Origin of the sequence: Streptomyces klenkii (assembly GCF_003626645.1) — a bacterium.
In the GTDB taxonomy this organism is placed as follows: domain Bacteria; phylum Actinomycetota; class Actinomycetes; order Streptomycetales; family Streptomycetaceae; genus Streptomyces; species Streptomyces klenkii.
The window spans coordinates 618,362-637,669 of record NZ_RBAM01000003.1 but is presented as its reverse complement, the minus strand read 5'-3'; the positions used below and the strand labels follow the sequence as shown (position 1 = coordinate 637,669).

The window sequence follows — 19,308 nt, the reverse complement described above, 5'->3', positions numbered from 1 at the left end:
CACGCGGCGGAGCCGCAGATCGACACAGCCCCGCGCCCCTTACGGGGCGCGGCACCGTACGAACCGGGGCGGCCAGCCGTCAAGGGACCCCGGGGGAAACCACCGTATCCGGTGGTGCCGTGGCGAGATCCCCCGTATGACGCCCGCCCGCTGCGCACGGGGTACTGACGTCGCATCATTGATGTGGCTAACATCACGTCAACGCGGCGACGAGGCCGTGGCGTTATGGAGGTGTGCGCCGTGATGCACGCGCAGGGCCGACCCGGCCGGGACCGGTGTGTGGTGGGCGTACGCACCGTGTGGCGCACGGTCGGCGACGGCGAGTTCTACTGCCCCGGCTGCGGCGGCGACCGCAATTACCGCCGCCGCACCGGGCGCCGCCGCCTCGTCGCCTTCGGCCTGCCGCTGCTGCCGCGCGGCCCCGTCGGGCCGGTCGTGGAGTGTTCCGCGTGCCGCACCCGCTACGGCACGGACGCCCTCGACCACCCCACCACCACCCGCTTCTCGGCGATGCTGCGCGACGCCGTGCACACCGTCGCGCTCGCCGTCCTCGCCGCGGGCGGCACCGAGGCCCGTACGGTCCGAAGAGCCGCCGTGGGCGCCGTCCGGGCCGCGGGCTTCGTGGATTGCAGCGAGGAGCAGCTGATCACCCTCATCGAGGCCCTCGCCGCCGACACGGGCCGCCTCCCCGGCGCGTACGGCACCGACCTGGGCACCCCGTCCCCCTACGCCGGCCGGGACGGCTTCGACCCGCGGGGCACGGCGCTGGCCATCGAGCTCCACGAGGCCCTGGAGCCGCTTGCGCCCCACCTCGCGCCCGCCGGCCGCGAATCGATCCTCTTGCAGGGCGCCCGCATCGCCCTGGCCGACGGCCCCTACCGGCCCGCCGAACGGGAGGTCCTCGCCACGGTCGGCCGGGCCCTCATGCTCGCCCCGGAGGACACGGACCGGCTGCTGGCCGCGGCGCGGACCCCCTCCTAGCGGCGCCGCGGGCGCCGCTACGCCCTGCTCTCCGAGGCGGCCGCCCCCTGCGGCTCCCCGGCCGGGCCCGGGCGCCGCAGCGCCCCCAGCACCCACGGCACGTGCTTGCGCTGCACGCCGATCAGCACCTCGTCGGCGCCGTCGCGGCAGACCACGACCACCTGGCGCAGCGCTTTTCGCCAGCCGCGGGTCTCCGCCGTGACGCCCGACGGATCCGACCAGTACGGCACGCGCACCCGCTCCACCACCAGCGTGCGCGGCAGCACCCTGCGCAGGGCGCGCCCCTCCGGGTCGGGCGTCACCGCCAGCAGGCCGGGGCCCACCACCAGGTACGGGCCGATGAGCTCGCCGCGGTACGGGGTGCGGGCCGCGACACCGCCCTCGATGCACTCCTCCCGCTCCGGCACGACCGGGGCGACCTCGAACTCCTCCGCCTGCCGGCGGCGCACCCTGATGCGCCACAGCGCGCCCAGGACGACGGGCAGCGCGCCCGCCCCGGTCAGCACCAGCGCCGTCGGCACCGTGTCCGTGACCATGGCCGCGACGAACGCCACCACCCCGATCAGGACACCCGCGCAGGGCAGCACGGTGGCCTGCCAGGCGTAGCGCGCGGGGTGGCTGCCGACCTGCCGGACCATCCAGTAGGTGAGCCAGGCGAACGTGCCGCCGAGCGCGAGCAGCCCCAGGCCGCCCGCGAACGGCAGGCGGTAGGCGTCCTTCGGCTGGTCGGCGGTGAGCTGCACGGCGCCGCGGAAGTCGACGAAGCGGATCTTGCCGCGCCAGTAGGTGGCCTTCACCCGGTCGCCGGGCCTGACCCTGCCGTAGACCGAGGACGGGCCGTCCATCTCCGCGCGGTGGGTGTCACCGCCGCGGCCGGTGATGGTGAGCCAGTAGTGCGTCGTCTTGCCCCGGGGCACGGTCTCGGTGCCCTTCACCGCGCCCTCGATCGTCTTGCGGCACTCCAGGGCCGGCTCGTCGCCCACGCACGCGGGCGCCGTCGCGAAGGCCCGGCTGTCGGCGCGCTTGCCGGGCACGGTGACGAACAGCAGGAAGAGCGCGGCGAGCAGGCACACGAGGGTGGCCGCGGCGGCGGAACGGACGGGATGACGGCGCCTGCGGCGCCGGCGGCGGGTGGGGGTCACCGGGAACAACTCACTGGGGGAAGGAAGATCGACATGGCGCTCACATTGTGCCCTTGGAGGCGCGGGCGTTCAGCCCGCGTGGGTACGGGAGAATAGCTCCATGAGCCTCTTCCGCGACGACGGCATCGTGCTGCGCACGCAAAAGCTGGGTGAGGCGGACCGCATCATGCTGTTTTCTCCCGGGGGGCAACCCCCGGACCCCCGGCCGGACACCCGTGGGGGTGCGCGATGAGTCTCTTCCGTGACGACGGCGTGGTGCTGCGTACACAGAAGCTCGGTGAGGCGGACCGCATCATCACCCTCCTCACCCGCGGTCACGGCCGCGTGCGGGCCGTCGCGCGCGGTGTGCGGCGGACCAAGTCGAAGTTCGGGGCGCGCCTGGAGCCGTTCTCGCACGTCGACGTGCAGTTCTTCGCGCGGGGGAGCGAGCTCGTCGGGCGCAGCCTGCCGCTGTGCACGCAGAGCGAGACCATCGCCGCGTACGGCGGCTCCATCGTCACCGACTACGCCCGGTACACCGCCGGCACGGCCATGCTGGAGACCGCCGAGCGGTTCACCGACCACGAGGGCGAACCGGCCGTCCAGCAGTATCTGCTGCTCGTCGGCGGGCTGCGCGTGCTCGCCGCGGGCGAGCACGCCCCGGGCCTCGTCCTGGACGCGTTCCTGCTGCGCTCCCTCGCCGTCAACGGCTACGCGCCCAGCTTCGACGCCTGCGCCAGGTGCGGAATGCCCGGTCCGAACCGGTTCTTCTCGGTGGCCGCGGGCGGCGTGATCTGCGGCGAGTGCCGGGTGCCGGGAAGCGTCGTACCCTCCTCGGAGGCGATCGGGCTGCTCGGTGCGCTGCTGACCGGCGACTGGGCCACGGCCGACGCCTGCGAGGCGCGCCACGTCAGAGAGGGCAGCGGCCTGGTCGCGGCATATCTGCACTGGCACCTGGAGCGGGGCCTCCGCTCGCTCCGGTATGTCGAGAAATAGGGAAACAGGGACCAAGGAGTAGTGGCACGCATGGCACGACGCGGGATTCTGGGCCGTTCCCGACGCGAGTACCGCACACCCGACCCGCACCCGTCCGGGGCGCGGCCGCCGAAGATCCCCGGCGAGCTGGTCCCCGGGCACGTGGCGATCGTCATGGACGGCAACGGCCGCTGGGCCAAGGACCGCGGCCTGCCGCGCACCGAGGGCCACAAGGTCGGCGCCGAGCGCGTGCTGGACGTGCTCCAGGGCGCGATCGAGATGGGCGTCGGGAGTATCTCGCTCTACGCCTTCTCCACCGAGAACTGGCGGCGCTCGCCCGACGAGGTGCGCTTCCTGATGAACTTCAACCGCGACTTCATCCGCAAGACCCGCGACCAGCTCGACGAGCTCGGCATCCGGGTGCGCTGGGTGGGCCGCATGCCCAAGCTGTGGCGCTCGGTGGCCAAGGAGCTCCAGATCGCCCAGGAGCAGACCAAGGGCAACGACAAGCTCACGCTGTACTTCTGCATGAACTACGGCGGGCGCGCGGAGATCGCGGACGCGGCGCAGGCGCTGGCGGAGGACGTGAAGGCGGGCCGCCTCGACCCGTCCAAGGTCACCGAGAAGACCTTCGCGAAGTACCTCTACTACCCGGACATGCCGGAGGTGGACCTCTTCCTGCGGCCCTCGGGCGAGCAGCGCACCTCCAACTACCTGATCTGGCAGAGCGCCTACGCCGAGATGGTCTTCCAGGACGTGCTGTGGCCGGACTTCGACCGCCGAGACCTGTGGCGGGCCTGCCTGGAGTACGCGTCGCGGGACCGCCGGTTCGGCGGGGCGATCCCCAACGAGGAGCAGCTCGCGGGGGAGCAGGGCTCCGCGTGAGCTGAGCGCGGATCAGAACAGCACGAGGGCCCCGGGCATCGCCCGGGGCCCTCGGTGCACGCGGCGGGGTCAGCGCTTGGCGGCGCAGTCCCCGCAGGTGCCGAAGATCTCGATGGTGTGCGCGACGTCCACGAAGCCGTGCTCCTCCGCGATGGAGTCCGCCCACTTCTCGACGGCGGGGCCCTCCACCTCGACCGCCTTGCCGCACAGCCGGCAGACCAGGTGGTGGTGGTGCCCGCTGGAGCAGCGGCGGTAGACCGCCTCGCCCTCGCTGGTGCGCAGCACGTCGACCTCGCCCGCGTCGGCGAGGGACTGGAGCGTGCGGTAGACCGTGGTCAGGCCGACCGACGCACCGCGGTGCTTGAGCATGTCGTGGAGCTCTTGCGCGCTACGGAACTCGTCCACCTCGTCGAGCGCGGCCGCGACCGCTGCCCGCTGCTTGGTGGACCGGCCGCGTACGGGGGGACCCGCCGTCGCCACAGTTGCCTCCTCCAGCTCGCATGAACACCCATCCGCACATGTCGCACGGCAATTGTGCCAGTCCGCGGGAGCCGGTGGGAAAGCGCGGACGGGCGTCAGACCTTGACGTCGTCCGCCGTCGTGCGCTCCCCGGGCGCGTCCAGGGTGCACTCCGCCGCGGCGGCCGCCTTCCCCGCCCGCCGCTTCGCCAGGGGTGTGGCGAGCGCCGTGAGGAGGCCGAACAGGCCGATGGCGATGAGCACGATGGTCGCGCCGGACGGCACGTCGGCGTAGTAGGACGTGGCGGTGCCGGACAGCGTCACGGTGACGCCGATGCCGACCGCCAGGGCGAAGGTCGCCTTGAAGCTGCGGGCGATCTGCTGCGAGGCGGCCACCGGGATCACCATCAGGGCGCTGACGAGCAGCAGGCCGACGACGCGCATGGCGACGGTGACGGTGACGGCGGCGGTGACGGCCACGAGCAGGTTCAGCATCCGCACCGGCAGGCCGGTGACGCGCGCGAACTCCTCGTCCTGGCAGATGGCGAAGAGCTGGCGGCGCAGCCCGACCGTGGTGAGGATCACAAAGGCGGCCAGGACGCAGATCGCTACGAGGTCCTCCTCCGAGACCGTGGCGATCGACCCGAAGAGGTAGCTGCTCAGGTTGGCGCTGGAGCCGCTGTCGGAGAGGTTCATCAGCATCACGCCGCCGGCCATGCCGCCGTAGAAGAGCATGGCGAGGGCGATGTCGCCGCGCGTCCGCCCGTACCAGCGGATCAGCTCCATGACGACGGCGCCCGCGATGCACACGGCCGTGGCCATCCACACGGGGCTGGCGTTCAGCAGGAAGCCCAGGCCGACGCCGGTGAGGGCCACGTGCCCGAGGCCGTCGCCCATGAGGGCCTGGCGGCGCTGGACGAGGTAGGTGCCGATGGCGGGCGCGGTGACGCCGACGAGGAGCGCCGCGAGCAGCGCCCGCTGCATGAAGGCGAGGTCGAGGATGTCCATCAGGTCAGCAGCCCTGTCCGAATCGGTTCCGCCGCGGGTCCGGCGTGCGGGTGTACGTGGTCGTGGCCGGGGAGCGCGTGCTGGCCCACGGCCTCGGGCGGGGGCCCGTCGTGGACGACGCAGCCGTCGCGCAGGACGACCGCCCGGTCGATGAGCGGCTCCAGCGGGCCGAGCTCGTGCAGCACGAGCAGGACGGTGGCGCCGCGGGCGACCTGGGCGCGCAGGGCGTCGGCGAGCACTTCCTGGCTCGCGAGGTCCACGCCGGCCATCGGCTCGTCCATGATCAGCAGTTCGGGTTCGCCGGCCAGGGCGCGGGCGATGAGCACCCGCTGGTGCTGGCCGCCCGAGAGCGCGTCCACCGGGTCGCCGAGCCGGTCCGCCATGCCGACGAGCTCCAGGGCGCGTATGACCGCCTCCTTGTCGGCCCTGCGCATCATCCCGAACCGGGTGCGGGCCAGCCGCCCCGAAGAGACGACCTCGCGGACGGTCGCGGGCACGCCGCCGGCGGCGGTGGTGCGCTGCGGGACGTAGCCGACGCGGGCCCAGTCGCGGAAGCGGCGCTGCGGGGTGCCGAAGAGCTCCAGCTCGCCGCCGGTGAGCGGCACCTGGCCGACGATGCTGCGCACGGCGGTGGACTTGCCGGAGCCGTTGGCGCCGAGCAGGGCGACGACCTCGCCGCCGTGCACGGCCAGGTCCACGCCGCGCAGCACGGGGCGGCCGCCGAGGCTCGCGCCGGCGCCCCGCAGGGATATGACGGGCTGCTCCATGGTGATCTCCTCCGGGGCGCTCACTTGGTGCCGAGCGCCTTCTGCAGGGCGGCCAGGTTGGCTTCCATGACCTCGACGTAGTCGTGGCCCCTGGAGTCGTCCGTGATGCCCTCGATGGGGTCCAGGACGTCGGTCTTCAGCTTCAGGTCCTTGGCCAGCGTCTTCGCGGTCGCGGGGTTGGCGAGCGTCTCGAAGAAGATCGTCGAGACGTGGTGCTCCTCGGCGAGCGCGTGCAGGTCCTTGATGCGGGCGGCGCTGGGCTCGGACTCGGGGTCGAGGCCGCTGATGGACTCCTCGGTGAGGCCGTAGCGCTCGGCGAGGTAGCCGAAGGCCGCGTGGGTCGTGATGAAGGTGTCCGAGGCGCGGTTCTTCAGCCCGTCCCTGAACTTCGCGTCGAGCCCGCCGAGCCTCTTCACCAGGGCGCCGGCGTTCTTCTCATAGTCGCCCTTGTGGTCCGGGTCCGCCTCCGAGAGGGTCTTGGCGACGCCCTTGGCGGCCTCGGCGTACTTCACGGGATCGAGCCAGATGTGGGGGTCGGCGCCGCCCTCGTGCTCGGAGTGCGAGTGGTTGTCGCCCGTGGTGTGGTGGTGGCCGTCGACCTCGGTGCCGTGCTGCTCCAGCGCGGTGAGGGAGGCCACGTCCACGACGTGCTCGTTCTTGGACTGCTTGATCGCCTCGTCGACGGCGGGCTGGATGCCCTTGAGGTAGACGATCGCGCCCGCGTCGGCGAGGGAGCCGATCTGCCGGGGCTTGAGCTCCAGGTCGTGGGGCTCGACGCCGGGCTTGGTCAGGTTGGTCACGTGGACGTGGTCGCCGCCGATCTGCTCGGCGAGGTACTGCATCGGGTAGAACGACGCCACCACGGCGAGCTTGCCGTCGGCGGCCTTTCCCGCCCCGTCCGAGGAGGAGCAGGCGGAGAGGCCGAGCAGCCCCAGTGCGGCGGCCGCGGCGACGGCGGCGGTGCGTATTCGGGGGGCGCGGGCACGGAGGGGACGGCTGACGTTCATGACACTCATTTTCAACAAAAATGGAAACGATTGTCAACAAGGGAGGTCAGGGGCGGGCCGCGGAGGGGCGCGGTCAAGCCAAGGCCAGAGCCGATTTGATGAGAGGGGGTGCAGCGCCGGTAACCTGAATCATTCGCTGTTCGTCGTCGCAATGAAGAGAGCACCGTGGCCGCCGACAAGATCGACACCATCGTCAGCCTGAGCAAGCGCCGTGGCTTCGTCTATCCGTGCAGTGAGATCTATGGCGGACAGCGTGCCGCCTGGGACTACGGTCCGCTCGGTGTGGAGCTCAAGGAGAACATCAAGCGCCAGTGGTGGCGCTCCATGGTCACCTCGCGCGACGACGTCGTCGGCCTCGACTCGTCGGTGATCCTCGCCCGCGAGGTCTGGGAGGCGTCCGGCCACGTCGCGACCTTCACGGACCCGCTGACCGAGTGCACCTCCTGCCACAAGCGCTACCGCGCGGACCACCTTGAGGAGGCGTACGAGGCCAAGCACGGCAAGCTGCCCGAGAACGGCCTCGCCGACCTCAACTGCGCGCACTGCGGCACCAAGGGCGCCTTCACCGAGCCCAAGCTGTTCTCCGGCCTGCTCTCCACCCACCTGGGCCCGACCCAGGACTCGGGTTCGGTCAGCTACCTGCGCCCCGAGACCGCGCAGGGCATCTTCACCAACTTCGCCCAGGTCCAGCAGACCTCGCGGAAGAAGCCGCCGTTCGGCATCGCCCAGACCGGCAAGTCCTTCCGCAACGAGATCACGCCGGGCAACTTCATCTTCCGCACCCGCGAGTTCGAGCAGATGGAGATGGAGTTCTTCGTCAAGCCGGGCGAGGACGAGACCTGGCACGAGTACTGGATGGAGCAGCGCTGGAGCTGGTACACCGGCCTCGGCATGCGCGAGGAGAACATGCGGTGGTACGAGCACGCCGCGGAGAAGCTCTCCCACTACTCCAAGCGCACCACTGACATCGAGTACCGCTTCAACTTCGGCGGCACCGAGTTCTCCGAGCTGGAAGGCATCGCCAACCGCACGGACTACGACCTGAAGGCCCACTCCCAGGCCTCCGGCCAGGACCTGACCTTCTTCGACCAGGAGGCCGGCGAGCGCTGGTTCCCGTACGTCATCGAGCCGGCGGCCGGCCTGAACCGCGCCATGCTCGCCTTCATGCTCGACGCGTACAACGAGGACGAGGCCCCCAACGCCAAGGGCGTCATGGAGAAGCGCGTCGTCATGCGCCTCGACCCGCGCCTGGCCCCGGTCAAGGTCGCCGTCCTGCCGCTGTCCCGCAACCCGCAGCTCTCCCCGAAGGCCAAGGGTCTCGCGACGGACCTGCGCAAGAACTGGAACATCGAGTTCGACGACGCGGGCGCGATCGGCCGCCGCTACCGCCGCCAGGACGAGATCGGCACGCCGTTCTGCGTCACGGTCGACTTCGACACGCTCGAGGACAACGCGGTGACGGTGCGCGAGCGCGACACGATGAAGCAGGAGCGCGTGTCCCTCGACCAGATCGAGGGCTACCTGGGCTCGCGTCTGCTCGGCTGCTGACGTTTCGCCGTAACGGCTGAAGGCCCCGGTTCCCCGCTCGGCGGGGGCCGGGGCCTTCGGCCGTTACGACGGCGTCGGCCCGCAGGGTGGCACTGGTTGCACCCCGCCCCCGGGCGCCAGCGCCATCGATCTCTCTGACCTGCGCGTCTACCGTTCGGGACATGCCACTCCTCGCCCTTGCGCGCCCCCTGCTCCGCCCCTTCGACGGCGTCGGCCGTTCCGTCGCATGCATCGCCGTCGGCGTGCTCGTCCAGCTCGCCGCGCTGCTCGTCGTGGCCGTCCCGTGGCTGCCCGGCGGGCCCGACGAGGTGCTGAGCGTGCTGGCGGCAGTGGCCGTGCCTCTCGCCGTGCTCGCGGCGGCCGCGCCCGTGCTGAGCGCCGTGCAGCGGGCGCGCTTCCGCAACCGGCTCGGGGTGGAGATCGCGGCACCGGCGCCCGCCGGGAGCGTGGTGCGCCGGCTGCGCGCGGAATCCACCTGGCGCCAGGTGCGCTACCACCTGCTGGTGGGGCCGCTGCTGGCGCTCGGCGGAGCGGTCACGCTGCTGCTGTGGGCGGCGGCCGGCGTCGCGGCGACGGTCTACGTCTGGATCTGGGCGCTGCCGCCCGAGGTGCGCCTCGCGAACATCGGGTACACCACGCAGGCCGCGTACGTCACCCTCGCCGGGGCCGCCGGGCTGTACGCGGCCGCGTGGCTGTCCGGCGTGCTCGCCCGCACCGACGCCCGCGCCGCGGCGCGCCGCCTCGGCCCCAGCCGCGCCGAACTCCTGGAGCAGCGCGTCGAAGAGGTCACCGAGAGCCGCGCCGGCGTCCTGGACGCCGCCGACGCCGAGCGCCGCCGCATCGAACGCGACCTGCACGACGGCGCGCAGCAGCGGCTCGTGTCGATGGCGGTCAACCTCGGGCTGGCCAAGGTGACGCTCAAGGACCTGCCCGAAGACGCCCGCAAGGTCATCGACGAGGCGCACCGCGAGGCCAAGGAGGCCATCGCCGAGCTCAGCAGCCTCGTGCGCGGCCTGCACCCGGCCGTGCTGGAGGACCGCGGCCTCGACGCCGCGCTGTCCGGCATCGCCGAACGCACGCCCCTGCCCGTCGGGCTGCGCGCCGACCTGCCCGTCCGGCCCGCGCCCGCCGTCGAGGCCGTCGCCTACTTCGTCGTCTCCGAGGCGCTCGCCAACGTCGTCAAGCACGCGCGGGCGACCCGGGCCGACGTCCGCGTCGAAACGCGCGGGGGCATACTTCTAGTCGTCGTCACCGACGACGGCGTGGGCGGGGCCGATCCTACGGGCGGCACCGGGCTGGCGGGGCTGGCCAAGCGGGTCGCGTCGGTCGACGGCACGTTCTCGATCAGCAGCCCCGCCGGGGGCCCGACCGTAGTCACCGTGGAGCTGCCGTGCGCGCCGTGATCGCCGAGGATTCCGTCCTGCTCCGGATAGGCCTGGTGAAGGTCCTGGAGGCGGCCGGGTTCGACGTGGTCGCGGAGACCGGCGACGCGGAGGCGGTGCTGGCCGCGGTGGAGGAGCACCGGCCCGGCCTGGTCGTCCTCGACGTACGCATGCCGCCGGGCTTCACCGACGAGGGCGTGCGCGCCGCGCTCGTCATCCGCAAGCAGTGGCCGGACACGGCCGTGCTGCTGCTCTCCCAGTACGTGGAGGAGCGCTACGCCGCCGACCTGCTGTCCGGCGACACGCGCGGCGTCGGCTACCTGCTCAAGGAACGGGTCGCCGACGTGGAGGAGTTCATCGACGCGCTGCGGCGCGTCGCGGGCGGCGGCACGGCGCTCGACCCGCAGGTCGTCTCGCAGCTGCTGCTGCGCCGGCACAGCGATCCGCTCGACCGGCTCACGCCGCGCGAGCGGGACGTGCTGGAGCTGATGGCGTCCGGGCGGTCGAACGCGGGCATCGCGCAGGCGCTGGTCGTGAGCGAGAGCGCGGTCGCCAAGCACATCAACTCGATCCTGGCGAAGCTGGACCTGCCGAAGGCGGACGCGGACCACCGGCGGGTGCTGGCGGTGCTGCGGTTCCTGGGCGTGGGCTGAGGGTTACGGCCTAGCTTTGCAGGCCCCGTAGCAGCAGGTCGCACACGGCGTCGAACGCCGCCTCGATGCCCGGGGCGGACCAGTCCGCCGCGTACGCCGGGTCGTGGAAGCGGTTGGTCGCGTCCCACAGGGCGCGGGCGGTGGCCGCGGGGTCGGTGCCGGCGCCGGTGAACTCGCCGGTGCGGACGCCGCTCTCCACGATCCGGGCCAGCTGCCCGTTCATCGTCTCGATGTGCCGTTCGACCGTGGCGCTGTTCTCGCCGACGAGGACCATGTACGTGGCGAACAGCTCGGGGTCGTCCCCCGCCTTGCGCCGCTTCGCGGCGAACAGCGCGGCGAGCCAGTCGCGCAGGCGCGGGCCGGCGGGGCCGGCCGCGTCGGCGACGGCCGACAGCTCGGCGTGCGACAGGTCCAGCCAGCGCTGCGTGACGGCCTCCCGCAGGGCGGCCTTGCTGCCGAAGTGCCGGTAGACGCTGCCGTGGCTGACGCCCAGCGCGCGGGCGACGTCGACCACGGTGGCCTTGGCGGGGCCGTAGCGGCGCAGCACGTCCTCGGTGGCTTCGAGGATGCGCTCGGGAGTCAGCGGCTCGGGCGGCATGCGGGCTCGTACCTTTCACGTCGGAACGGGCGGCGGGTGACGCACACCGCCCAACTGGACGGTACCGGGCCCGCTCCGCGGGGGTGCGGGGTGGCCTGCGGCCAGCTCGCTCTTTCCGCCGCCGCGGCGCGCTACCACCGCGGTGGATTCCGGCGGTGCCGGACCGGGCCTGGGCTTGCGGTTGTGCGGCACCGCCGGACACCTCCGGTGGGGGTTGCTCGCTGTGGCGGCGGGAGCTTCTGCCTGGCGGCAGGGGCGTGGAGAGGCCGGGCCTCTCCCTTCCGCCGCCGCGGCGGGCAACCACCGCGGTGGATTCCGGCGGTGCCGGACCGGGCCTGGGCTTGCGGTTGTGCGGCACCGCCGGGTGCGCCGGTGGGGGGTGATCGCCGTCGCGGCGGGATCTTTTCGCCTGGCGGCGAGGCCGCGCCTCTTCTTCCGCCGCCGCGGCGCGTGACCACCGCGGTGGATTCCGGCGGTGCCGGACCGGGCCTGGGCTTGCGGTTGTGCGGCACCGCCGGGTGCCTCGGTTCGCCTGACGGCGAGGCCGCGCCTCTTCTTCCGCCGCCGCGGCGCGTGACCACCGCGGTGGATTCCGGCGGTGCCGGACCGGGCCTGGGCTTGCGGTTGTGCGGCACCGCCGGGTGCCTCGGTGGGGGGGGGGGGTGATCGCCGTCGCGGCGGGATCTTTCGCCTGGCGGCAGGCGCGTGGAGAGGCCGGGCCTCTCCCCTCCGTCGCCGCGGTGCGCAACCCCCACCGGAGGTGCCCGGCGGTGCCGGACCGGGCTCGGGCAGGGCGGCCGGCAAAACCGTCCGTAGGACTCAGCGTTCGCTGTCCAGGTGGGTCATCTGGGAGTCCGGGTAGCGCGCGCCGGACGCCGCGCCCGCGGGGACCGCTTCCTCGATCGCGGCGAGGTCGGCCGCGTCCAGGGTCAGGTCGAGCGCGCCGAGCGCCTCCGTGAGGCGGTCGCGGCGGCGGGCGCCGACGAGGGGCACGATGTCCTCGCCCTGGGCGAGGACCCACGCGATGGCGGTCTGCGCGACGGACGCGCCCCGCCCCTCGGCGACCTTCCGCAGCGCGTCGACGAGGTCGAGGTTGCGCTGGAGGTTCTCGCCCTGGAAGCGCGGGCTCATGCCGCGGAAGTCGCCCGCGCCGAGCTGCCGGTCCCGGTCGAAGTGGCCGCTGATCAGGCCGCGCGAGAGCACCCCGTACGCGGTGATGCCGATGCCCAGCTCGCGCGCGGTGGGCAGGATCTGCTCCTCGATGCCGCGGGAGATCAGCGAGTACTCGATCTGGAGGTCGGAGATCGGCACGACGGCCGCCGCCCGGCGCAGGGTGTCCGCGCCCACCTCGGAGAGGCCGACGTGGCGCACGTGGCCGGCCTCGACGAGTTCGGCGATGGCGCCGACGGTCTCCTCGACCGGCACGCCGGGGTCGAGGCGGGCGATGCGGTAGACGTCGATGTGGTCGGTGCCGAGCCGCTGCAGGGAGTACGCGGCGAAGTTCTTGACCGCGGCGGGCCGGCCGTCGTAGCCGGACCAGCCGCCGTCCGGGTCGCGCAGGGCGCCGAACTTGACGCTGATGCGCGCCTTGGCACGGGCGGCCTCACCGGCGGTGCGCAGGGCCTCGCCGATGAGGAGCTCGTTGTGGCCCATGCCGTAGAAGTCGCCGGTGTCGATCAGGGTGACGCCCGCGTCGAGGGCGGCGTGGATCGTGGCGATCGACTCGGCGCGGTCGGCTTCGCCGTAGAGGGCGGACATGCCCATCGCGCCGAGGCCGAGCGCGGAGACCCGGGGGCCGGTGGTGCCGAGGGTGCGGTGCTGCACGGGAGCTCCTTCGGAGGGAAAGCAGATAGATCAGGAGCAATCCACCCTTATGCGGGTAAGCAGGATTGCGGCTCCCTTGCAGAGTGACACATGGACTGACAGATTTCAATATCTGTCAGTCGTTCGCACGGCGCGGCATCCGCAACGTCAGAAGCACCGACGCCACCACCGCCACCATCTGCACCCCCAGCGTCACGGTGAGCGCGTCCCGCATCCCCACCGACTCCGACAGCGTCAGGAACAGCGACCCGAGCGTGGCCACGCCCAGCGCCATGAACGACTGCTGCGTGGTGACCATGACCCCGCCGCCCACGCCCGCCTGCTCCACCGGCACCTCGCTCAGCACCGTCCGCAGCGTCAGCGGCAGCAGCAGGCCCTGGCCCAGGCCCTGGACGGCCATCGCCGCGCACGGGCCCCAGATGCCCCGCCCTTCCCAGCCCCAGTAGAAGGCCGCGGCCAATCCGAGCAGTCCCGCGCCCTGGATCAGCGCCCCGGCCGTGACGGCCCGCCGCCCGTACCGGCTGAACAGCCGGGGCCCGGCCAGCGAGCCCGCGAAGAACGTCACGCACATCGGCACCAGCACCAGCCCCGCCGCCAGCGGGCCCAGCCGCAGCCCCTCCTGGAGCACCACCGCGAGGACGAACATGAAGCCGCCCCAGCCCAGCGAGAACGGCACCACCACCGCCAGCCCCGTACGCACCGACCGCACCCGCAGCAGCGACGGCGGCACCAGCGGCGTCCGCCCGTCCTCGCCCGTCCGCTCCAGGCGCCGCTCCGTGACGGCGAACGCCACCGCCGCGAACGGGAAGACCGCCAGCAGCACCCACGACCACACCGGCCAGCCCGTCGCCCTGCCCTCCGTCAGCGGCACCAGCAGGGAGATCAGCGACAGCGACAGCAACGCCGTGCCCAGACCGTCCACCCGCGTCGGGCGCTCGGAGCGGGTCTCGGGCACCGCACGGCCGGCCAGCACCAGTGCGACCGCCGCGACCGGCGCGTTCACCAGGAAGATCGACCGCCAGCCGGTGCCCGCCACGTTCGCGGCGACCAGCACCCCGCCCAGCACCTGCCCGACCGAGGCGGACACCCCGGACGTGCCGCTGTAGAAGCTGAGCGCCCGGGCCCGGCCCGCCCCGCTCGTCGTGGCCTGGATCGTCGCCAGCACCTGCGGCAGCATCAGCGCGGACGCCGCGCCCTGCGCGATCCGGGCGGCCACCAGCCACCAGGCGCCCGGCGCGAGCCCGCACGCCACTGACGTCACCCCGAACGCGGCCGTGCCCCACATAAACAGCCGGCGCCTGCCCACCATGTCGCCCAGCCGCCCGCCGAGCACCAGCAGTACGGCGTACGCGACCCCGTAGCCGCCCACGACCATCTCCAGCAGGGCCGGGCCCGCGTGCAGGTCGTGGTCGATGGCCGGCAGGGCGACGTTGACGATGAAGAAGTCGATCATCGGCAGAGCCGCGCCGGTCAGCACGGTGAACAGGCCGAGGGGGGTGAGGGCGGGGGAGGGGCGGCGGGGACCCTCCTCGGCGGGAGCCGCCGCAACGGATTCGGTGGCAGGGGGAGTTGTTCGGGTATCGCTCACGCACTCGACAATGGCGGCCCGCTCAGCCCGGTACCAGAGCGTCCTTATCCTGGTATCAGCACTACCTGGAACAGGCCGCAGGTCTCGCGCACGCTGGAGGTATGACCACGATGCTGCACGAGCCGCGGGCCGCGGCCGCCGCCCTTCCCGTGCCCGCCCCGCCCGCGTCCGCGCCCCGCGTGCCCGTGTCCGGCGTGCCCACCGCCGACGACGTGCGCCGCGGGGAGCTGGCCGCGTTCCTGCGCAGCCGCCGGGAGCGCGTCTCGCCCGAGCAGGCGGGGCTGCCGCGCGGGCCGCGGCGGCGCACGCCCGGCCTGCGCCGGGAGGAGGTGGCGCACCTCGCCGCGGTGGGGGTCACCTGGTACACGTGGCTCGAACAGGCCCGCGACATCAAGGTCTCGCCGCAGGTCCTCGACGCCGTCGCCCACGCCCTGCAACTCGACCGCAGCGAGCGCAGCCACCTCTTCGCGCTGGCGGCCGTGGCCGACCCGGTGCCGGAGAACGACTGCCCCGGGGTCTCCGCGGACCTGCGCATGATGCTGGACCGGCTGGAGCCGTTCCCCGCCTGCGTCCAGAACTCGCGGTACGACCTCATCGCCTACAACCGCACGTACAACGCGCTCATGTGCGACCTCGACAAGCTGCCGCACGAGGAGCGGAACTGCATGTGGCTCGCGTTCACCAACGCCGAGGTCCGCGCGACGCTCGCCGACCGGGAGGAGACGGTCCGCGCGATGGCGGCCAGGTTCCGCGCCTCGATGGCGGAACACCTCGGGGAGCCGCCGTGGGAGCGGCTCCTGGCCAAGCTGCTCGCCACGTCTCCGGAGTTCCGCATGCTCTGGGCCCGCCACGAGGTCGCCCCGATCACCTCGCCCCGGCTCCGCGCCCACCGGCACCCGGCGGTGGGCGAGCTCCGCCTCAACTTCACCAGCCTGTGGATGGGCCCCCACCCGGGCGCCCGGCTCCTCACGCTCACCCCGGCGGACGAGGAGACGCGGGAGCGGCTGGAACGGCTGGCCTAGGCGGCTCCGCCTGTCCGGGGCGGGGCGCCCGCGCTACGAGCCCCCGCCCGCCAGCCTCGACGTGATGCGTTCCAAGGCCGCCAGATCCTCCGCCGGCAGCGCCAGCAGGGCCGGCGGCGGCGAGCCCAGGATCCGTTCCGCGCGGGCCGCCAGCTCCTCGCCCGCCGGGGTGGCCGAGACGATCTTCGAGCGGCGGTCCGCCGGGTTCGCGGTGCGCTCGACCAGGCCGCGGCCCGCCAGGTCGTCCACGACCAGCGTCGCGTACGGGCGGTCCGTCAGCAGCTGCTCGGCGAGCTCGCGGAGGGTGAGCGGGCCGCGGGCGATGCGCCGCAGGGCCTTGATGCGGAAGAAGCTCATGCCGAGCGCGTCGACGACCTCCTTGCGGCGTTCGTTGCCGCCGAGGACGATCTCCCGCAGCTGCCCCCAGGCGCGCTCGGCCGTCGCGGCGTGTGTGTCGTGCGCGGTCATCGTGTCACCGGGATCCTGCTCTGCTCGGAGGAGAGGCCGGTACGGGCCGCGGCCCGCTCGGCGGTCCGGGCGGCCCAGCGGCCGGTGGTGATCGTACCGACCACGAGGACGGCCGCGCCGCACCCCGTGACGATCCACCAGCCCGTCTCCCGCATCCCCGCCGCGACCGCCGCGCCGATCACCGCGACGCCCAGCGAGCTGCCGACCTGCCGGCTGGTCGAGGCGACGGCGGCGGCGACGCCGGCCCGGGAGCGGGGCAGGCCGGAGACGGCCGTGTTGGTGATGGGCGCGTTCACGAGCCCGAAGCCGATGCCGAAGAGGACGTACGCGGACAGGAGCAGCACGTCGGAGGAGCCGGCGGAGGTGCCCGCGCCGCTCAGGGCCACGAGCAGGCCGCTCGCCGTCATCGCCACCCCCGCGAGCACCAGCGGCAGCCGCGGCCCGCGGGCCCCCACGAGCCGGCCCGACAGCGGCGCGAAGACCAGGCACATGACGGCCATGGGCAGCATGTACAGGCCCGCGTCCAGGGCGGACAGGCCCCGCTCGTTCTGCAAGTACAGCGTGTTGAGGAAGAGGAAGCCGCCGAGCGCCGCGAAGGCGGACACCGCCACGACCGTGGCCCCGCTGAAGGGCGCGCTGCGGAAGAGCCGCGGCTCGATCAGCGGCTCGGGGCGCCGCCGCTCGTAGGCGGTGAAGGCGGCCAGCGCGCAGCCGGCGGCGGCGAAGCAGCCGAGGATCAGGGGCGAGTCCCAGCCCGCCGCGGAGCCCTCGATGATCCCGTACGTGAGCGAGCCGAGCAGCGTGATCATCAGCAGCTGGCCGACGGGGTCAGGGCGGCGCGGCCGGGGCGCGCGGGACTCGGGCACGTACCGGGCGGTCATCGCGAGCGCGGCCAGCCCCACCGGCAGGTTGATCCAGAAGATGGCCCGCCAGCCGGTGGTCTCGACGAGCGCCCCGCCGATGACCGGCCCCGCCGCCATGCTGATGCCGACGACGCCGCCCCACACGCCTATCGCGCGGGCCCGCTCGCGGGGGTCGGTGAAGGTGTTCGTGATGATCGACATGGCGACGGGGTTGAGCATCGAACCGCCCACGGCCTGCACCATGCGGAAGACGACCAGCCAGCCGAGCCCCGGCGCGAGGCTGCACAGCACGGATCCGGCGGTGAAGAGCACCAGCCCGGCCTGGAAGACGCGGCGGCGGCCCAGCCGGTCGGCGGTCGAGCCGGCGAGCATCAGCAGCGAGGCCATGACGACGGTGTAGGCGTCGATCGTCCATTGCAGGCCGGGGACCGAGGCGTGCAGCTCGCGCTGCATGGACGGCAGCGCCACGTTGAGGATCGTGTTGTCGAGGCTCACCATCAGCAGGCTCGTGCAGCAGATGGCGAGGATCAGCATCCGGCGGCGCCGGGAGAGCTCGGGCACTAGGGACCCCCTGGGGTGCGGGCGCACAACAAGTAGTTGTACATCTCCAATGATTTAAAGAGTACAACTAAATGCCCGGTGGCGGTACGCGACAATGGAGCCATGACGCATGACTCCGCCACGCCGCTCCAGATCGGCCCGCACACCGTGTGGCCGCCGGTGGTCCTCGCCCCCATGGCGGGCATCACGAACGCGCCCTTCCGTACGCTGTGCCGAGAGTTCTCGGGCGGCAAGGGGCTGTTCGTCAGCGAGATGATCACCACCAGGGCCCTGGTCGAGCGCGACGCCAAGACCATGCGTCTGATCCACTTCGACGGCACCGAGAAGCCCCGGTCGATCCAGCTCTACGGCGTCGACCCGGTCACCGTCGGCAAGGCCGTCCGCATGATCGTGGACGAGGGCCTGGCCGACCACATCGACCTCAACTTCGGCTGCCCCGTCCCCAAGGTCACCCGCAAGGGCGGCGGCTCGGCGCTCCCGTTCAAGCGCAACCTGCTCCGCTCGATCCTGCGCGAGGCCGTCGGCAACGCCGGCTCCCTCCCCGTCACCATGAAGATGCGCAAGGGCATCGACGACGATCACATCACCTACCTCGACGCCGGCCGGATCGCCGTCGAGGAGGGTGTCACGGCCATCGCCCTGCACGGCCGCACGGCCGCCCAGCACTACGGCGGCACCGCCGACTGGGAGGCCATAGCCCGCCTGAAGGAGACCGTGCCGGAGATCCCCGTGCTCGGGAACGGCGACATCTGGTCGGCGGAGGACGCCGTGCGGATGATGCGCGAGACCGGCTGCGACGGCGTGGTCGTCGGCCGCGGCTGCCTCGGCCGCCCCTGGCTCTTCGGCGACCTCGTCACGGCCTTCGAGGGCGGCGGCGCCCCCGCCGCGCCCACGATGCGCGAGGTGGCCGCCGTGATGGTGCGCCACGCGACGCTCCTCGGCGAGTGGCTGGAGAGCGAGGAGCGCGGCGTCATCGACTTCCGCAAGCACGTGGCCTGGTACACCAAGGGCTTCTCCGTCGGCTCGGAGATGCGCAAGAAGCTGGCGATCGCCTCGTCCCTGGACGAGCTCGGCGCTCACTTGAGCGAGCTCGACCTGGACCAGCCCTGGCCGGTCGGCGCCGATGGCCCCCGCGGCCGCACGTCGGGACGCAACCGTGTGGTGCTGCCGGACGGCTGGCTGAACGACCCGTACGACTGCGCGGCCGTCAGTGCGGACGCCGAGCTCGACACGTCGGGCGGCTGATGCGTCAGATGCGGCGTCCGGGGCGTCGCCCGGCGGCGTGATTCTCGCCACCCCTGATCAGTAGTCCGCTCAGATGAGCGGTATACATGGGGGTGCATCTCTTGAGGGGTGGCACTGCGTGCCACCCCTCTTGCGTTCACGACTTGGCCCCATGCCCGCCATTTGATCGACGCTCCGTGATGCGGCGACTTCTGTTTGTCATTCTGTCTTCAGAAGTCGAACAAGCGGCTTCCGGACCCTTTACCGGGGCGTGACTTTCGATCTGCTGGCTGACAGGCGGTTACGCCCATATGGCCGGGGGGTGGACCTCCTCATAAGCCTTCGATCTGGGTACGCTCCCCGCCGTCAGCACGT

19 protein-coding genes are annotated in these 19,308 nt (G+C 72.7%); 9 read left to right on the top strand and 10 right to left on the bottom strand.

Features of this window, described 5'->3' with window-relative positions; translation table 11 throughout:
• The first annotated feature begins 243 nt into the window (after positions 1 to 243).
• Positions 244 to 981: a TerB family tellurite resistance protein gene (locus tag D7231_RS09640; RefSeq protein ID WP_120754630.1), complete on the top strand. Its 738-nt coding sequence runs from the start codon at positions 244 to 246 to the stop codon at positions 979 to 981.
• Between the two features lie 17 nt (positions 982 to 998).
• Here the strand turns inward: D7231_RS09640 and D7231_RS36455 are convergent, their stop codons facing one another.
• Positions 999 to 2,123 (bottom strand): hypothetical protein, encoded by a 1,125-nt coding sequence (locus D7231_RS36455; protein WP_158673729.1) that lies wholly within the window; start codon positions 2,121 to 2,123, stop codon positions 999 to 1,001.
• Between the two features lie 100 nt (positions 2,124 to 2,223).
• On the opposite strand from D7231_RS36455, the gene D7231_RS38450 reads away from it, so the two are divergent.
• From D7231_RS38450 to D7231_RS09620, 3 genes are read left to right on the top strand one after another with little or no spacing between them, the layout of a single operon-like run.
• The gene (locus tag D7231_RS38450) at positions 2,224 to 2,355 is read left to right on the top strand and encodes a recombination protein O N-terminal domain-containing protein (protein WP_228775086.1); all 132 of its coding nucleotides are present in this window, start codon (positions 2,224 to 2,226) and stop codon (positions 2,353 to 2,355) included.
• Positions 2,352 to 3,098, top strand: a complete 747-nt coding sequence (recO, locus tag D7231_RS09625; RefSeq protein WP_120754509.1) for a DNA repair protein RecO — start codon at positions 2,352 to 2,354, stop codon at positions 3,096 to 3,098. The genes D7231_RS38450 and recO overlap by 4 nt, the downstream gene beginning before the upstream one ends.
• Before the next feature lie 30 nt (positions 3,099 to 3,128).
• On the top strand, positions 3,129 to 3,962 hold the full coding sequence (locus D7231_RS09620; RefSeq protein ID WP_120754508.1) for an isoprenyl transferase: 834 nt from the start codon (positions 3,129 to 3,131) through the stop codon (positions 3,960 to 3,962).
• Positions 3,963 to 4,031: 69 nt separating this feature from the next.
• Here D7231_RS09620 and D7231_RS09615 read toward each other — a convergent pair whose 3' ends face one another.
• From D7231_RS09615 to D7231_RS09600, 4 genes are all read right to left on the bottom strand, one after another.
• Positions 4,032 to 4,442 carry a Fur family transcriptional regulator gene (locus D7231_RS09615; protein WP_030368877.1) on the bottom strand — a complete coding sequence of 137 codons (411 nt, stop codon included), beginning with the start codon at positions 4,440 to 4,442 and terminating at the stop codon, positions 4,032 to 4,034.
• A gap of 95 nt (positions 4,443 to 4,537) precedes the next feature.
• The gene (locus D7231_RS09610) at positions 4,538 to 5,428 is read right to left on the bottom strand and encodes a metal ABC transporter permease (protein WP_120754507.1); all 891 of its coding nucleotides are present in this window, start codon (positions 5,426 to 5,428) and stop codon (positions 4,538 to 4,540) included.
• Positions 5,428 to 6,195 carry a metal ABC transporter ATP-binding protein gene (locus D7231_RS09605; protein WP_120754629.1) on the bottom strand — a complete coding sequence of 256 codons (768 nt, stop codon included), beginning with the start codon at positions 6,193 to 6,195 and terminating at the stop codon, positions 5,428 to 5,430. The genes D7231_RS09610 and D7231_RS09605 overlap by 1 nt, the downstream gene beginning before the upstream one ends.
• 20 nt (positions 6,196 to 6,215) lie before the next feature.
• On the bottom strand, positions 6,216 to 7,202 hold the full coding sequence (locus D7231_RS09600; RefSeq protein WP_422396690.1) for a metal ABC transporter substrate-binding protein: 987 nt from the start codon (positions 7,200 to 7,202) through the stop codon (positions 6,216 to 6,218).
• 165 nt (positions 7,203 to 7,367) lie between these two features.
• Here D7231_RS09600 and D7231_RS09595 point away from each other — a divergent pair, with 165 nt between their 5' ends.
• From D7231_RS09595 to D7231_RS09585, 3 genes are all read left to right on the top strand, one after another.
• Positions 7,368 to 8,750 (top strand): glycine--tRNA ligase, encoded by a 1,383-nt coding sequence (locus tag D7231_RS09595; protein WP_058044533.1) that lies wholly within the window; start codon positions 7,368 to 7,370, stop codon positions 8,748 to 8,750.
• A gap of 161 nt (positions 8,751 to 8,911) precedes the next feature.
• Positions 8,912 to 10,153 carry a sensor histidine kinase gene (locus tag D7231_RS09590; protein WP_120754505.1) on the top strand — a complete coding sequence of 414 codons (1,242 nt, stop codon included), beginning with the start codon at positions 8,912 to 8,914 and terminating at the stop codon, positions 10,151 to 10,153.
• Complete coding sequence (locus D7231_RS09585) at positions 10,141 to 10,785, top strand: response regulator transcription factor (protein WP_120754504.1); 645 nt, start codon at positions 10,141 to 10,143, stop codon at positions 10,783 to 10,785. The genes D7231_RS09590 and D7231_RS09585 overlap by 13 nt, the downstream gene beginning before the upstream one ends.
• A gap of 10 nt (positions 10,786 to 10,795) precedes the next feature.
• On the opposite strand, the gene D7231_RS09580 is transcribed toward D7231_RS09585, so the two are convergent.
• From D7231_RS09580 to D7231_RS09570, 3 genes are all read right to left on the bottom strand, one after another.
• A complete protein-coding gene (locus tag D7231_RS09580) occupies positions 10,796 to 11,383 on the bottom strand; it encodes a TetR/AcrR family transcriptional regulator (RefSeq protein WP_120754503.1) in 588 nt (195 codons plus the stop codon).
• A gap of 819 nt (positions 11,384 to 12,202) precedes the next feature.
• The gene (locus tag D7231_RS09575) at positions 12,203 to 13,207 is read right to left on the bottom strand and encodes an aldo/keto reductase (RefSeq protein WP_120754502.1); all 1,005 of its coding nucleotides are present in this window, start codon (positions 13,205 to 13,207) and stop codon (positions 12,203 to 12,205) included.
• A gap of 115 nt (positions 13,208 to 13,322) precedes the next feature.
• Positions 13,323 to 14,795, bottom strand: a complete 1,473-nt coding sequence (locus D7231_RS09570) for an MFS transporter (RefSeq protein ID WP_199739330.1) — start codon at positions 14,793 to 14,795, stop codon at positions 13,323 to 13,325.
• A gap of 101 nt (positions 14,796 to 14,896) precedes the next feature.
• Here D7231_RS09570 and D7231_RS09565 point away from each other — a divergent pair, with 101 nt between their 5' ends.
• Complete coding sequence (locus D7231_RS09565; protein ID WP_120754500.1) at positions 14,897 to 15,817, top strand: helix-turn-helix transcriptional regulator; 921 nt, start codon at positions 14,897 to 14,899, stop codon at positions 15,815 to 15,817.
• Positions 15,818 to 15,850: 33 nt separating this feature from the next.
• Here the strand turns inward: D7231_RS09565 and D7231_RS09560 are convergent, their stop codons facing one another.
• Together D7231_RS09560 and D7231_RS09555 are read right to left on the bottom strand one after the other, a co-directional pair.
• Positions 15,851 to 16,285, bottom strand: coding sequence for a MarR family winged helix-turn-helix transcriptional regulator (locus D7231_RS09560; protein WP_120754499.1), 435 nt, complete (start codon positions 16,283 to 16,285; stop codon positions 15,851 to 15,853).
• Positions 16,282 to 17,709 (bottom strand): MFS transporter, encoded by a 1,428-nt coding sequence (locus D7231_RS09555; RefSeq protein WP_120754498.1) that lies wholly within the window; start codon positions 17,707 to 17,709, stop codon positions 16,282 to 16,284. Before D7231_RS09555 ends, D7231_RS09560 begins: the two co-directional genes overlap by 4 nt.
• Positions 17,710 to 17,811: 102 nt before the next feature.
• Between D7231_RS09555 and dusB the strand changes: the two genes are divergently transcribed.
• Positions 17,812 to 18,954, top strand: a complete 1,143-nt coding sequence (gene dusB / locus D7231_RS09550) for a tRNA dihydrouridine synthase DusB (RefSeq protein ID WP_120754497.1) — start codon at positions 17,812 to 17,814, stop codon at positions 18,952 to 18,954.
• Positions 18,955 to 19,308: the final 354 nt, after the last annotated feature.